The following is a 13,997-nucleotide window of genomic DNA, read 5'->3' on the forward strand; positions in this document are numbered from 1 at the left end:
AGTTAAGATTTATATTCGTATTCCTCTACACTTAAGGTATACAAACAATAAGGGTTAAAATATTTAATTCTCTAATGCAGCAACCCAAGCCCCAACAAACGGCAGCGATTCTTAAAGCCGAATGGAATGACTTGATTGTCGAGTACGGTCGTTTGCAAGAGGTCGGAGATTTCGACTTCGCAATGCCCAAATATGCTATCAGTGTAGCGTTTCTTCCTCACGAACGTGTCACTTGGTCGGTGGATGGGAGTAAGCCGCAAACCTCGGCTTTGCCTGCAGGAAGCGTGTTTCTATATTCGGATCGGGAGTTTGTATGGCACAGGCGCGAAAAGGAGAGCGAATACGTAAATCTGAAGATCGAGCCAGTGTTACTTAACAGACTGGCAAATGAAAGCGGGCTCTCTACTCCCGTTAGGTTGGAACACAGAGTGCTTTTTCCCGATCCAACTATTCTACACGTGGCGCATTTGTTGAAGTCCGAACTAGTTAATAGTGGTTTTGCGGGAAATTTGTATGTTGAATCGTTGCGAAATTTGCTAGCAGTGCATCTCCTCAGAAATTACGGTGGAGTCTTAAGTCATTCTACTCCAGAGGAAATCGGTGTTCTAGATGTTTTAAAACTCAAGCACATTAAAGATTATATTGAAGACAATTTAGCCAGTGAATTAGCGATCGCAACTCTTGCGGCGTTAGTCCCCATGAGCCAGTTTCATTTTGCCCGTGCTTTCAAAACGCTTGTAGGAGAACCGCCACACCGCTACATTCTGCAACGACGAATCGAACGGGCAAAAGTCTTACTAAAAGTGACTCGGTTCTCGTCAGCAGAAATTGCTTACCAAGTGGGTTTTTCCAATCCGAGTCACTTTACCGCGCAATTTCGCAAGCTTACAGGGGTAACGCCAAAGCAATTTCGCGACAGTGCATAAATTGAACCGAGCATAATTTTGATATAACCGCGCAAGAATGGGGCGTGAATGCTTTGGGCAGATTCTTTAAATTGGATTTAACAAGAAACAACGGAGAACGAACAATGAAAACAATGCTTTCCGCTATTAAAGCTTCTGCCCTCTCACTAGTATTGTTAACTAGTAGCGCTTATGCCCATTCACAAAATCTGTCAGAAAGCAAGAATTCAACACAGCCGCAAGTGCAGCAACTTTCTGATACTGTCATCGCTGCTAACGCCTACAAACCCGGTGTAAATCGAGTTACATTTCAAAGTGAAGGCGAAACGCTAGTTGGGAACTTGTACTTACCTGCTAGCTACAAAGCTGGCGATAAGTTACCCGCAGCGATCGTCGCAGGTTCTTGGACAACAGTGAAAGAGCAAATGCCCAGTATATATGCTCGAAAGCTTGCAGAACAAGGCTTTGCAGCCTTAGCATTTGATTTTCGTACCTTTGGGGAAAGCGGCGGTAAGATTCGCAGTTTTGAATCTCCCACTGCCAAGATAGTAGATATCAAAAATGCTGTTAGCTTCCTGCAAACTGTCGATGCAGTCGATCGCAACCGGATTGCTGGGTTGGGTGTTTGCGCTTCAGCGGGTTATATGGCGGTAGCTACAGCAACTGATTCCCGTATCAAGTCATTTGTCGCTGTTGCGCCTTGGATTCATGATGCAGCAATTGTAAATACCATCTACGGTGGTGAAAAAGCTGTACGGGAAAAAATCAAAATTGCACAAGCAGCACGCACAAAACTACAGCAAACAGGTCAGGTGGACTATGTACCTGCAGCTAGCGCAACGAATGGTGCTGCAGCAATGTACGGTAATATCGACTACTATCTTAATCCCAAACGTGGTGCAATTCCCCAATGGGCAAACAAATTTGCAGTGATGTCTTGGGCGGAGTGGTTGACCTTTAGTGCCATGCCACAAGCCAAGCAAATCAAAGTCCCTACATTGTTTATCCATAGTGAGAAAGCCGCAATTCCTGATGGTGCGCGTCGATTCTTTGCAGCCATCCCTGGCAATAACAAAAACATGGTTTGGTTTCCCGAAACGCAACAATTTGATTTCTATGACCGAGAAGCCACTATTAACCAAGCCGTTGCTCTCACGGTTAAGCAATTAAGAACATCTCTATAAAGGCTTGAAACATTGGATCGTCATTTCTGTAAAACTTTAAAACCAGGATTTTGTCAAGATGTTAATGCAAAAAGCTTTAATTGGCGCAACCTTAATGCTGAGTTTGTTGACCATCGGACCTCAAACCCAAGCTGGTATCACAACACACATAGCAACTGCAAACACTAATGCCGAAGCAATCCGCCAAAACAACGAGCAAACAATCCGCACGTACTTCCAGTTGTTATCCCAAAAACGCATGGATGAATGGCTAAAACTATGGGCGGATGATGGGGTACAAGATATGCCCTACTCTCCTGCTGGATTTCCCAAACGCGTTGAAGGCAAAGCCGCCGTCGCCAAACATTATTCGGCACTACCAACTAGTGTTGGACGCATGGTGTTCCCTGACTTAAAAATTTACCCTACTACTGACCCCAATACTTTCTTTGTAGAATTTCGTGGCGAAATTGAAGTACTGGCAACGAAAAAGCCTTACAACAACACTTACGCCGGACTCTTTCAATTCCACAATGGTAAGGTTGTACTGTTTCGTGAATACTACAACCCTATCGTGTTCGTAGAAGCTTGGGGTAATCCCAGTGGCTTTACTCAGCAGAAGTAATTTAACAGTGCAGAACAAAAAGAGTTTCACTATCACTCCAAACACTTTTTAAATATACACGTTAAGGAGCTACGAATTATGTCTCTCAACACTTACTACACTCTAGGACGTTCTGGATTGCGCGTTACCCGTCTCGCCCTCGGAGCAATGACCTTTGGTACTGAATGGGGTTGGGGAAGTGATGAAGCCACCGCACGCCAAATGTTTAATACCTACGTTGATGCAGGTGGTAACTTTATCGATACGGCAGATTTATATACCAATGGGACTAGCGAAACGTGGTTGGGTAAATTTATTGCCGAGCGCAACTTGCGCGATCGCATTGTCGTTGCTACTAAGTTTAGCTACAATGCCGAACCGGGAAATCCAAATGCGGGTGGTAACGGGCGCAAAAATATTATGCGGGCGGTAGAAGGTTCGCTGCAACGGTTGGGAACTGATTATATCGACCTCTACATTCTCCATACATGGGATACAATCACCCCAGCCGAAGAAGTCATACGGACACTAGATGATTTAGTTCGTTCTGGTAAAGTGCGCCATATCGGGCTGAGCAATACCCCTAGTTGGTATGCAGCACGAGCGCAAACTATTGCCGAATGGCGTAATTACGAACCGCTTTCCGCTCTCCAGCTTGAATACTCCTTGATTGAGCGTAATATTGAGCGGGAATTTATTCCCCTCGGTCTGGAATTGGGCATGGGTACAATGGTGTGGAGCCCGTTGGCGAGCGGTCTTCTCAGTGGTAAGTACAGACCCAGCGAGGGTGGTTTTACAGGAGAAGGACGATTGGAAACAGTTCGCGGTATCTCAAATCCGGCGTTTCAGAAGTTTAGCGATCGCAACTGGAAAATTGTGGCAGAACTTGAAACTGTGGCAAAAGAACTTGGGCGGAGTATGGCTCAAGTTGCAGTCAACTGGACAGCAAATCGCCCTGGAATTGCATCGGTCATTATTGGAGCTACGAAGCAATCGCAACTTGAGGACAATCTAAAAGCTCTCTCGTTTGAGATTCCCACCGAACTTGCCAATCGTCTCGAAGCTATCAGTCGCCCCGAACCGCAATTTCCTTACATTTTCTTTGGTTCAGAAATTCAAGGCATGATTCATGGTGGTGCAACAGTTGGATATAAACCTGCTGGATACCAACCTAATGTATTGATTCAGTCACAGGGTGCTGGTGTATCTTAAGGGCTGTATAAAACTTAACTCCAAGTCTAGCAACAGACTATGAATCACCAACGCCGGAACGTGCTTTTGACTTTTAGTGCGAGCTTAATAGGATTTTTATCTACCACAGAGATTGCTAAGGCTCGCACTACATCTCCCACTCAAGTCAATTCTCAAGTCCCCATGAATACCATCATTCTACAGAAATTAGTAGATCGTGCTGAAATTATTGATGCCATAAACATTATCGGTATGGGTGCAGATCTACGAGACTGGAAAGCTTGTCGCGGAGCCTTCGCCGATCGGGTTCTGACTGACTACACCTCCCTCAACGGTGGCACTCCTAATACTGTAGCAGCAGATACTTTAGTAGCTGGCTGGGCAGACTTTTTCAGCAAAACCTTCAAAGCCACCCAGCACATGATTACCAATCATGCTGTGATAGTGAATGGCGAGCGAGCAAACTGTACCTCCCACTTTCGGGCGCATCACGTTTATCTTGAGGGAAAACCTGGTAAAACTTGGACGCTTGGGGGGTTCTACAATCACGAACTAAGCCATATCAACGGACGTTGGAAAGTTACACAAATGAAGATGACTTGGACTTACGAAGAAGGTACTCGTCCCGGTTAAGTTTATGATGCAGTCCGATATTCTCGTCCTCCAAGCCTCTTGGGATGAGCTTGCCATCAAGTACGCGTATTTAGTTAAACCACCTGTTTCCTCAAGCAATACTTTAATAGTTAGTATTGTGACATATCAGATAGAAGTTACTGCTGCGATACCAACGGGAGGCTTTGTTAACGCAGAGGAAATTGAATCCGATTGGTTGAACGATGTCCAAAAAAAAACCCTGCTAGATTACCTGCAAATCACACTCAGCCTATTAAGATTTGAGGAAATTGTTGACCAAAAAATGCTTTGTGCCGATCGGCAACCCATTTTAAAGAGGCAGATTACTAACCCATCCATTCTTCATTTAGCACATCTGCTACGAGCTGAAATGGAAGCTCCAAAATTCTTCAGTCAACAGTTTGTTTCTTCAATTATCAAGGCTCTGATAATTCATTGCTGGTACCAATTGTGACTCATCTTGTCCTCAATCCCTGACCCCTAACCCCCCCTTTCCTTTTACGCAGCCACTACCTCAGAATGAGTTTCTGAGGTAGTGGCTGCATCTTGCACCATAGAGCGAGAATTATTCTTACGCTGCAACATATTTCCGGCAAATGCTAGCATGGCGTTTGTCTTACGAGTACGCCACTCATCTACAAGTCTTTCTACATTAGCAGAAGGCATTCGCCGCATCATGGCTTCGTAAATGTAAGCAGCATGACCGGTTTCATCTTTGGCAATGCTCAAAATTCCCAATTTTAAGTTGCGAGTCACTGGATCGTTCTCGGGTAAGACGTTTGCCATTCGGGTAAAGTCTTTACTTGCATCTAACTCTAAAATATAAGTGCTACCCATGAACACATCCCAATCAATGACTTCCGGTTTGAGTTGTTCTTGAGAATAACCCTCGAAGAAAGCTGCAAAAAACGGGCTGCGGCGTTCTTGCGATTTATTTTCCGATTTATTTTCCTGAGTGTTTTTTGGCAAATTTTTAAAATCTATAACTTCTTTGTTAAGTTGTTTTAAGGCATGAGCAAAAATTTGACCGTGTTTGGTTTCATCTGATGCGTGTTGCGCCAGTTTTTCTGCAAGCCATGTATCACCTTCTGCTGTAGCGCGATCGCTAAGTGCGGTCAGGAAAGGAACAGAACCAGATTCTGCCAATTGGAACCCTGCTAGAACATTGGGGCGAGTTTTAGGGTCACGGATTTGAGCAGCAAAGTAGTAGGCGCTGATACCAGAACCAACCAAGTGCATGAAGTAAGTCGAGAGGTTCATGAGAAATCCAATCCGATCGATGGAAAGTTACATTTCTTATACTAGTACAGTTCGGCGTAAATAAAGCAACCATTAGTGACAGAGAAAAAGCTTACAGTTAAAGCTTTTGCGCCTTCTGCCCTCTGCCATCGTACTTCTGCCTTCGTGTACTAGTCCTCATTTTTTGATTGAGGTAATAAATTTTTCTTGAGCGGTTGCAAAGTACTTGCCAACTTTTACCGATGCTGTTAGCAACTCGGAGATGGTATCTCTCATTGAGACTCTCTAAGTGAGGGGTAAAACCGCTCTAATTCCCTAGCTTGTATCTGTTAACAGAGGGAGGAAATGTGTGTGAGATCCGTCAAATTTACTTTAATACAAGACAAACTACATTATGTATTTATAAAAAATATCTAAAGACGATGAAAGCTGGAAGTTTTATCCTCCATACTTTATCCTTCATGCTTTCTTGAGGTTCAGTCATGACAGATCGGGTGTACGCAGCTGACGTCTTAGTGGTGGGAGGCGGAACAGGAGGAACTGCAGCTGCTCTCCAAGCAGCGCGGCGGGGGGTAAAAACTATTTTGGTTAGTGAATTTCCTTGGTTGGGGGGAATGCTGACTTCTGCGGGAGTATCTGCACCGGATGGCAATGAGTTGGAAGCTTTCCAAACAGGATTGTGGGGTGCATTTATAAAACAATTGCAACGCCGTCAACCAATGGGGTTAGACAACAGTTGGGTCAGCTTCTTTAGTTACGACCCTCGCATTGGAGCAGAGATTTTCGCAGATTGGGTTCAAGAGTTACCAAACTTACTTTGGCTTCCAGGTAGAAGACCTTTAGAGGTCATTCAACAAAATGACTGCGTTTTTGGTGTTCGGTTTGCAGATTTTACTGTTACTGCCAAAGTAACCCTTGATGCCACAGAGTTGGGGGATTTGTTAGATTTAGCTGAAGTACCTTACCGTTGGGGTTGGGAGTTGAGGTCTGAATGGGGAGAAATTAGCGCTCCAGCATCATTTAATTATCTCACAGAAAAATATCCAGTGCAAGCCCCCACTTGGGTAGTGGTTATGCAAGATTTTGGTGAATCTATGGCTCCTGAAATCCCAAGTGCGCCAAATGACAACCCCTCACAATTTACTGGTGCTTGGGATAATTGTGGTGCAGAACAATTTTTAAATTACGGACGCTTGCCTGGGGGTCTGTTTATGATTAATTGGCCCATTCATGGTAATGATTACGGTCATGGAGTCGGGCGAGTCATAGCATCTTCAGAGAAGCGGCGCGAGTTTCTGCAAGAATGCCTTTGGCACAGCCAAAATTTTGCCCGTTTTATCCAACATCAAATCGGTTATCGCTACGGTTTAGCCCATCATATTTTTCCCCCATTCCCCCGTTCCCCCATTCCCTCTATCTCTCCCTCATCTTTTGCCCTTCACCCCTATTATCGGGAGAGCAGACGCCTCGTAGGACTGACGACCATACGAGAACAGGATATTTTACCAATTGCGGGAGGTAGCGTTGCACCGTTACATGAAGATGCTATTGCGATTGGTAACTATGCTAACGACCATCATTATCCGGAGATAAAATTTGAATTGCTTCCTAAATCTATTCGTTGGGGAGGACGTTGGACGGGAACTCCTTTTACAATTCCCTATCGCTGTCTTATTCCTATAAAAACAGATGGCTTATTAGTTTGCGAGAAAAATATTTCGGTTTCTCATATTGCTAACGGCGCGACTCGATTGCAACCAGTAGTTATGAATATTGGTCAAGCAGCTGGTATGGCAGCTGCTTTGTGTATTGAGTTAAATTTAAGCCCTCGCGATTTGCCTGTAAGAACTTTGCAAGAGGCTTTGTTGCGCGATCGCCATCATGCAGCTGCTATCGTTCCCATCTTTAATTTACCACCTGATTCTCCGGATTGGTTACATATGCAACTGTATTATTTAGATAATCCTGAAACATACCCTCATAGCGGCAATTGCCCCCATTTCTCGCCAACTGTGGGCTTCTACTCTTATGGCGATGCTGTTAATTTAAGAAACATTGATTGTTTCATGGGGTTTTTCCAGTGCCAAACTCAGCAGGATTATAAATTTATTATTACTTCACCAAGCGATTATCAGGGTCAAACTTGGCAAATTGTCACGTTGCGATCGGACATTGACGAGCAGTTGCAAACATATCTTCACGGACAATTCATCAAAATTTTGGGTCGTTTTAACAGTGCAGGAAATTGGTTACTAGCGGAACATATTGAGTGCTAACAAGGATTTTTTTGTGGTAAAAAACAATACTCTTGAATAAATTATCCGGATGCACAAAAGAAAACTCAGTATCAGTGAAATGGATAGTTCAAAAATAAACATTCATTATGCGTGCAGCTGTTTCACTTTTAATCGTGGGTTTCCTGTGTAGCTCCTTTGCTATTAACAACCAAGTCCCTAACACTTTCTCGTCCAAATATGAATCGCCACAATTGATTTTGGCGAGAGCGACAAAAAAAAGCTCAACCTCACGGTCTGGACGTTCTGGTTATAGAGGTAGTGGACGTAGAGAATTGATTGAATATATCAGTGCTCCGCAATCTGAAGTCTAACAACTGCAAGTTCGTGCCAGTTCCTGGGGTGGCAAAGACCTTGTAGCAAGGGAATAAAAGTACGGTAATCCAGGGTGTTACGCTTCCTATCCGTTACGTACCCTATAAAGCAAAAAAAGTAACTTTTCAATTGTTGGATTTCTCAGTAATATTGTGGTGTTTTACCAGTTATTTCCTATACTAGTTAAGTAGTGAATTCTTGCATTAATGTCAAGTAAAGTTGCTACTTTGTATTGCAAGTATTGAAAGATCTTCAAATACGCACAAAACTCCTATTGCAACTTTTTAGTTGTACGGAGATAGTTCATTAGGCTAAGTAAGTCGGTGTTCGTAATTATCATGAGTTTGTAGTTGCGTGTCTAGCCTTCAGCACGCAAGAGTGGCGAACGCAAGAAGCGCAACTACGAGCCAATATAGAGATTTGACGTTTCGTAACAGAGTTTGTTTTTTCTAGCGACTTACTTAAAATTTGCAAAAAAGAGGGTGGCTCAATCTACCACCCCATGTCAACAGAAAAGTATAGGAATATAGTTAAGCAGCTTTACGAGCAATCAAATACTTGCTCATAAAGTGAACTTGCATTTCAATATTCACAAAACCTGCCTTTTCCAATCGCTCTACCAGATCGTCAGTAATATAATGCTTGTAGTAAGGTTCATGGAAAGTTTCATGGAAGTATTCCATAAATGGTTCCATTTCTGGGGAATCGCTCAATTGAATTGAGTCACAAATTATAAATACGCCGCCTGGTTTTGTGACCCTAAAGCATTCTTCAATAACCCGTTGGCGAGCTGTTGCAGGTAATTCATGAAAGAGAAAAACAGAGGTGACAGCATGGAAATAGTTATCTACGTATGGCAACTCTTCTGCATTTGCCTGCAAAAGTTGGGGTAATTCCCCTGGTATTTCAGACAAAAGCTCGTTAGCCTTACGCAGATATGCTGGTGACAAATCTGTTCCAAACAAAGATGCTTGATGCAAAGCCGCTCGAATCATTTTTAAAGTGCGACCGGTTCCGCAAGCTACGTCCAGAACACGGGTTTGACGGGGGGCTAAGTCTCTGAAAACTTCCAACCCTTTCTTTAGGGGAGCAAGAATGCGCCGTCGCATAGCATCTGCTGAACCTTGAAAGAGAATTTCCACCTGCAAGTCATACAGATTTGCGGATAGATCGCTCAAGTAGCCATTGGTTTGGTGGTGGAAGTTTTGGATGTAGTAGCTCGGATAACCTTTAATGTCTACGTCAGCGGCAAAATCCTGGTATTTCCTTTGGTTTGCCCTATCCCAAATTTGGGGTAAATCAACCCATATTAGAGGGTAGTAGCGGAAAAAATCTTCCCAAGGGTTATCAAACAACAAGCTTTTAGGATACACACCCCGTTCGGCATCTTCCCAATCAACTTCCTGCAAATTATTTTGCCTTTGTTGAAGCGTCAATATAGCTTCCCTAGGAATACCTTGAGATGTTGCCTCCTTCTTAGGAAAGAGCAACTCTTTGAGGCGAATACTTAAAATTTTATGGGTTAGACCAAAATAACTTTTGCCTTGCTGAAAAGTTTGATAAGTCAGCTTGGTTAAAGTGTCAGACATGAGAATTTCCTTTAATTAAGTTTTTAGAATATATCTTTACATATTTTAAGTATTTGTAACTGAGTGCTCATAAATCTGAAGAAAGGTTTACAGCTTGAAAAAATAAGTCTTGGGAGAGATGCAAAATCCTATAGATATTTATTCTGCTACAAATATTAAATTTTATTAAGATATTATTTTTCGTAACTTTAGATACAGAATAGGTGTTATATTAAAACTAAAGAAATATGTCAGGTAATATTGACATTTATAAAAAAACCACTAAGGAGGATTTCAGTATGTCTACACAAGAAAAAGCACGTGCTCTTATGATGCGTCACTATCAGTTGATCAAGAATCGTCAACAATCCATGCTGGGTCGTGCGGGTGAGGAGCTAGGTCTTCCTGGAGAAGTTTCTCATTATTGGAATCCAACTCAAGGCAAAATAGACCCCTCGGCTCGCATGACTTACGATCGCAGTAATGCAGCAATGAGTTAGCACAAGGGGCTAGGGACTAGGGCTTGGGGACAAGGAAGACGAGGAGAATGCAGTATAAAGTTCTTCCTTGTTTCCCCCTTCCCCCCAATTCCCAATCCCCAATCAAAAAAAAACCACCACTAGCGGGTGGTTTTATGTTGATTAGTTCCCCGACTTTTTTAAGGAAGCCGGGGTTCGACGTACTGTGCAAGAGTCCCTAAAAATTAAACATCGTAATAGAGAGAAAATTCGTAGGGGTGAGGACGCAAGCGCATTGGGTTCACCTCATTATCCAACTTGTAGGAAATCCAAGTTTGGATAAAGTCTTCAGTGAATACACCAGGTTCGGTTAAGAAAGCATGGTCATTCTCCAGGGCTTCCAAAGCGAGTTCAAGAGAACCCGGAGTTGAAGGAACTTGAGCCAATTCTTCCGGAGAAAGTTCGTAAATATTCTTATCCAAAGGTTGACCGGGATCGATTTTATTCTTGATACCATCTATCCCAGCACATAACATAGCAGCAAATGCCAGATATGGGTTAGAAGTCGCATCGGGACAGCGGAACTCCAAACGCTTGGCTTTGGGGTTGCTACCAGATAATGGAATCCGAATAGAAGCAGAACGGTTACCTTGAGAGTAAGCCAAATTTACAGGTGCTTCATAACCAGGTACTAAGCGCTTGTAGGAGTTGGTAGTAGGGTTAGTGATTGCGAGCAATGCAGGTGCGTGTTTGAGAATACCGCCAATGTAGTGCAGCGCCATCTCACTCAAGCCAGCATACTGGTCTCCAGCAAACAGAGGTTGACCATCTTTCCAAATAGATTGGTGGGTGTGCATCCCAGATCCGTTGTCTTGGAAGACGGGCTTGGGCATGAAGGTAACTGTTTTACCGTATTTCCTGGCAACGTTCTTGATAACGTACTTATAAGTCAACAACCAGTCAGCCGCTTCAATCAACTTTCCAAAGCGGAAACCCAGTTCACACTGACCGCCAGTAGCAACTTCATGGTGGTGCTTTTCAATTGGTACTCCGCACTTTGCCATTGTCAGCAGCATTTCTGTCCGCATATCTTGCGAAGTGTCCGTTGGAGCAACTGGGAAGTAACCCTCTTTGTAGCGGGGTTTGTAACCCAAGTTGGGTCCTTCATCTTTACCGGAATTCCAACGACCTTCAACCGAGTCTACGTAGTAGTAGCCCGAGTGTTGGTTTTGGTCAAAGCGGACATCATCAAAAATGAAAAATTCAGCTTCAGGACCAAAGAACGCTGTATCGCCAAGACCGGTTTTCACCAGATAGTCAACAGCTTTCTGAGCGATAACGCGAGGACAACGGCTGTACCACTCACCCGTGCGAGGTTCCTTGATGCTACAGATAACACTGAGCGTTGGTTCTTGCATGAAAGGGTCGATCCACGCCGTGTTGGCATCGAGTACCATTGCCATGTCCGATTCATTGATGGCTTTCCAACCCCGGATACTAGAACCGTCGAAAGGTACGCCGTCCGTAAAGGAAGTTTCATCGATTTGGTTTTGGTAAAGCGTCAAATGCTGCCAAATCCCTGGCATATCGATGAATTTCAGATCGATCATCTGAATGTTGTTATCCTGAATCATCTTCAGGACTTCTTGTGGGGTTGTCATGGTTACTCCTTAGGCTGCCGATTTATCAATAGTAAAACCAGAGTGTTCAATGTTTGCTGAAGAAAGCTCGCTAACTGCAAATCCATCAGACCCCTGGAATATCCTAGAAACAGGACATTAGTGGATTTTGTATTTTTTACTACAAAATGCCATTAAGAAGCATGACATTTAACTTTTATTTAAATAATGGGAATTGAGGATTGGGGATTGGGTAGACAAGGAAGATTTCTATTCTCTCTCCCCTGTCCGCCTTGTCCGCCTTATCCGCCTTATCCCTCCACTCCCCATCCCCTCTATTAAAAAAGTTCACCCCGCAGGGGGCAACTTTGACATAGAATCCATAAATAGCGCACAGATTTTGTGCAGGGGCTTCTTTTAATAAGTGGCGCAAAAAGATACCGATTGCGAACAGCAATCAGATAAATATCAAACCATAATAGGATTGATTGGGAGAAAAAGGAATGCGGGATGCAGTAACTAGCTTAATTAAAAATTATGACGTTGCTGGACGGTATTTTGACCGGAATGCCATAGACAACCTCAAGTCGTATTTTGAAAGTGGAACAGCACGGGTTCAAGCTGCTGCGTCTATCAACTCAAATGCGGCGTCCATTGTCAAGCAGGCTGGTTCTAAATTATTTGAAGAACAACCTGAGTTGATTCGTCCGGGTGGAAACGCTTACACAACTCGGCGTTATGCGGCTTGTCTTCGTGACATGGATTACTACCTGCGCTATGCTACCTATGCTCTCGTTGCTGGTAGTATGGATGTACTAGATGAGCGCGTTTTACAAGGATTGCGGGAAACTTACAATTCCTTGGGCGTTCCCATCGGTCCTACTGTTCGCGGTATCCAGATTATGAAGGATATTGTGAAGGAGCAAGTGGCTGCAACAGGTGTGAGTGATACTACCTTTTTAGATGAGCCATTTGACTACATGACTCGAGAGTTGAGCGAAAAAGATATCTAAATGTTAGTGGTTAGTCGTTAGTAGTTAGTCGTTAGTAGCTGTAACATCAACCACTAACACCTAACCACTAACACCTAACCACTTATTATGACCAAATTGGTTAAGCAAAGACTTGATGTTTTATTGGTAGAACGTTCTTTGTGTTCGTCTCGTGCTTTAGCTCAACGCCTCATTCAAGCAGGGGAAGTTTTGGTCAATAGTGTTGTTGTTGACAAAGCTGGTACGGAAGTTGATGTTTCTGCTCAAATTCAGATAAAAGAGCGATCGCGTTTTGTTTCTCGAGGCGGAGAAAAGTTAGCTAAGGCAATAGAATTATTTGCCATTCCTGTAGAAGGACGGATTTGTTTGGATGGTGGCATTTCTACAGGGGGTTTTACTGATTGTTTGCTGCAAGCAGGCGCAAAACGAGTTTATGGGGTTGATGTTGGCTACGGACAAGTTGATTGGCGCTTGCGAAATGATTCCCGAGTGATTTTGAAGGAACGTACAAATTTACGGTATTTGACAAAAGATGAGTTATATGGTGATGAGTCGGTTGCTGATTTGGCAGTTTTGGATGTGTCGTTTATTTCGTTAACCAAAATTTTGGCTGCTCTGTGGCACTTACTGCAAGACCCCCGTGAAATCGTTTTGTTGGTCAAGCCTCAGTTTGAGGTGGGAAAAGACCGTGTTGGGAAAAAGGGTGTTGTGCGCGACCCTAAAGACCAAGCAAACGCTATATTTCAAGTGCTGCAAACAGCGCAGGAGTTGGGATGGCAATACAAAGGTTTAACTTGGTCGCCAATTACCGGTCCTGCAGGAAATATTGAGTACTTGTTGTGGTTGGGAATGGAAAGTGAAGCACAACCACTAGATCTAAATGCGATCGCCCAAATGACTTGCTTGGCACAAAAAGCAGTCACCATTCAGAAGGCAGAAGGCAGAGGGTAGAGGGCAGAAGGAAGTGACTCTCTATAATTTTCTTTTTGTAAATTTTATTTTTCTCTACTGAGAAA

Annotated in this window: 14 protein-coding genes; 11 read left to right on the forward strand and 3 right to left on the reverse strand. The window is 43.5% G+C overall.

Annotated elements, in window-relative coordinates; genetic code table 11:
- The first annotated feature begins 74 nt into the window (after nucleotides 1-74).
- The 6 genes from HC643_RS11155 (at nucleotide 75) to HC643_RS11180 (ending at nucleotide 4,950) form a co-directional block, all read left to right on the forward strand.
- Nucleotides 75-926: an AraC family transcriptional regulator gene (locus tag HC643_RS11155; RefSeq protein WP_038072540.1), complete on the forward strand. Its 852-nt coding sequence runs from the start codon at nucleotides 75-77 to the stop codon at nucleotides 924-926.
- 104 nt (nucleotides 927-1,030) lie between these two features.
- A complete protein-coding gene (locus HC643_RS11160) occupies nucleotides 1,031-2,089 on the forward strand; it encodes an alpha/beta hydrolase (RefSeq protein ID WP_237265865.1) in 1,059 nt (352 codons plus the stop codon).
- 58 nt (nucleotides 2,090-2,147) lie between these two features.
- Entirely contained in the window at nucleotides 2,148-2,693 is a 546-nt protein-coding gene (locus tag HC643_RS11165; protein WP_050045677.1) for a nuclear transport factor 2 family protein, read from the forward strand.
- Between the two features lie 78 nt (nucleotides 2,694-2,771).
- Nucleotides 2,772-3,884 carry an aldo/keto reductase gene (locus HC643_RS11170; RefSeq protein ID WP_038072542.1) on the forward strand — a complete coding sequence of 371 codons (1,113 nt, stop codon included), beginning with the start codon at nucleotides 2,772-2,774 and terminating at the stop codon, nucleotides 3,882-3,884.
- A gap of 39 nt (nucleotides 3,885-3,923) precedes the next feature.
- Nucleotides 3,924-4,496 (forward strand): nuclear transport factor 2 family protein, encoded by a 573-nt coding sequence (locus tag HC643_RS11175; RefSeq protein ID WP_050045678.1) that lies wholly within the window; start codon nucleotides 3,924-3,926, stop codon nucleotides 4,494-4,496.
- Between the two features lie 4 nt (nucleotides 4,497-4,500).
- Nucleotides 4,501-4,950, forward strand: coding sequence for a hypothetical protein (locus tag HC643_RS11180; RefSeq protein ID WP_038072544.1), 450 nt, complete (start codon nucleotides 4,501-4,503; stop codon nucleotides 4,948-4,950).
- A gap of 44 nt (nucleotides 4,951-4,994) precedes the next feature.
- Here HC643_RS11180 and HC643_RS11185 read toward each other — a convergent pair whose 3' ends face one another.
- Nucleotides 4,995-5,756, reverse strand: coding sequence for a hypothetical protein (locus HC643_RS11185; RefSeq protein WP_038072546.1), 762 nt, complete (start codon nucleotides 5,754-5,756; stop codon nucleotides 4,995-4,997).
- Nucleotides 5,757-6,217: 461 nt separating this feature from the next.
- Here HC643_RS11185 and HC643_RS11190 point away from each other — a divergent pair, with 461 nt between their 5' ends.
- Together HC643_RS11190 and patX are read left to right on the forward strand one after the other, a co-directional pair.
- On the forward strand, nucleotides 6,218-8,011 hold the full coding sequence (locus HC643_RS11190; RefSeq protein WP_038072548.1) for an FAD-dependent oxidoreductase: 1,794 nt from the start codon (nucleotides 6,218-6,220) through the stop codon (nucleotides 8,009-8,011).
- Between the two features lie 107 nt (nucleotides 8,012-8,118).
- Complete coding sequence (patX, locus tag HC643_RS42555) at nucleotides 8,119-8,343, forward strand: heterocyst-inhibiting protein PatX (protein ID WP_408019873.1); 225 nt, start codon at nucleotides 8,119-8,121, stop codon at nucleotides 8,341-8,343.
- Nucleotides 8,344-8,874: 531 nt separating this feature from the next.
- On the opposite strand, the gene HC643_RS11195 is transcribed toward patX, so the two are convergent.
- Nucleotides 8,875-9,933: a class I SAM-dependent methyltransferase gene (locus HC643_RS11195; protein WP_038072550.1), complete on the reverse strand. Its 1,059-nt coding sequence runs from the start codon at nucleotides 9,931-9,933 to the stop codon at nucleotides 8,875-8,877.
- Between the two features lie 278 nt (nucleotides 9,934-10,211).
- On the opposite strand from HC643_RS11195, the gene gifA reads away from it, so the two are divergent.
- Nucleotides 10,212-10,412: a glutamine synthetase inactivation factor IF7A gene (gene gifA, locus HC643_RS11200; RefSeq protein ID WP_038072606.1), complete on the forward strand. Its 201-nt coding sequence runs from the start codon at nucleotides 10,212-10,214 to the stop codon at nucleotides 10,410-10,412.
- Nucleotides 10,413-10,615: 203 nt separating this feature from the next.
- Here gifA and glnA read toward each other — a convergent pair whose 3' ends face one another.
- The gene (glnA, locus tag HC643_RS11205) at nucleotides 10,616-12,031 is read right to left on the reverse strand and encodes a type I glutamate--ammonia ligase (protein WP_038072552.1); all 1,416 of its coding nucleotides are present in this window, start codon (nucleotides 12,029-12,031) and stop codon (nucleotides 10,616-10,618) included.
- Nucleotides 12,032-12,492: 461 nt separating this feature from the next.
- Here glnA and apcB point away from each other — a divergent pair, with 461 nt between their 5' ends.
- Nucleotides 12,493-13,002 carry an allophycocyanin subunit beta gene (gene apcB / locus HC643_RS11210; protein ID WP_038072608.1) on the forward strand — a complete coding sequence of 170 codons (510 nt, stop codon included), beginning with the start codon at nucleotides 12,493-12,495 and terminating at the stop codon, nucleotides 13,000-13,002.
- Between the two features lie 96 nt (nucleotides 13,003-13,098).
- Complete coding sequence (locus tag HC643_RS11215; protein WP_038072610.1) at nucleotides 13,099-13,932, forward strand: TlyA family RNA methyltransferase; 834 nt, start codon at nucleotides 13,099-13,101, stop codon at nucleotides 13,930-13,932.
- The last annotated feature ends 65 nt before the right edge of the window (nucleotides 13,933-13,997 follow it).

Origin of the sequence: Tolypothrix bouteillei VB521301 (genome assembly GCF_000760695.4) — a bacterium.
In the GTDB taxonomy this organism is placed as follows: domain Bacteria; phylum Cyanobacteriota; class Cyanobacteriia; order Cyanobacteriales; family Nostocaceae; genus Scytonema; species Scytonema bouteillei_A.

What these genes read in the sequence shown, in the direction of transcription:
- HC643_RS11155 (WP_038072540.1), top strand. Translation starts at nt 75, where the DNA reads ATGCAGCAACCCAAGCCCCAACAAACGGCAGCGATTCTTAAAGCCGAA.
- HC643_RS11160 (WP_237265865.1), top strand. Translation starts at nt 1,031, where the DNA reads ATGAAAACAATGCTTTCCGCTATTAAAGCTTCTGCCCTCTCACTAGTA.
- HC643_RS11165 (WP_050045677.1), top strand. Translation starts at nt 2,148, where the DNA reads ATGTTAATGCAAAAAGCTTTAATTGGCGCAACCTTAATGCTGAGTTTG.
- HC643_RS11170 (WP_038072542.1), top strand. Translation starts at nt 2,772, where the DNA reads ATGTCTCTCAACACTTACTACACTCTAGGACGTTCTGGATTGCGCGTT.
- HC643_RS11175 (WP_050045678.1), top strand. Translation starts at nt 3,924, where the DNA reads ATGAATCACCAACGCCGGAACGTGCTTTTGACTTTTAGTGCGAGCTTA.
- HC643_RS11180 (WP_038072544.1), top strand. Translation starts at nt 4,501, where the DNA reads ATGATGCAGTCCGATATTCTCGTCCTCCAAGCCTCTTGGGATGAGCTT.
- HC643_RS11185 (WP_038072546.1), bottom strand. Translation starts at nt 5,756, where the DNA reads ATGAACCTCTCGACTTACTTCATGCACTTGGTTGGTTCTGGTATCAGC.
- HC643_RS11190 (WP_038072548.1), top strand. Translation starts at nt 6,218, where the DNA reads ATGACAGATCGGGTGTACGCAGCTGACGTCTTAGTGGTGGGAGGCGGA.
- patX (WP_408019873.1), top strand. Translation starts at nt 8,119, where the DNA reads ATGCGTGCAGCTGTTTCACTTTTAATCGTGGGTTTCCTGTGTAGCTCC.
- HC643_RS11195 (WP_038072550.1), bottom strand. Translation starts at nt 9,933, where the DNA reads ATGTCTGACACTTTAACCAAGCTGACTTATCAAACTTTTCAGCAAGGC.
- gifA (WP_038072606.1), top strand. Translation starts at nt 10,212, where the DNA reads ATGTCTACACAAGAAAAAGCACGTGCTCTTATGATGCGTCACTATCAG.
- glnA (WP_038072552.1), bottom strand. Translation starts at nt 12,031, where the DNA reads ATGACAACCCCACAAGAAGTCCTGAAGATGATTCAGGATAACAACATT.
- apcB (WP_038072608.1), top strand. Translation starts at nt 12,493, where the DNA reads ATGCGGGATGCAGTAACTAGCTTAATTAAAAATTATGACGTTGCTGGA.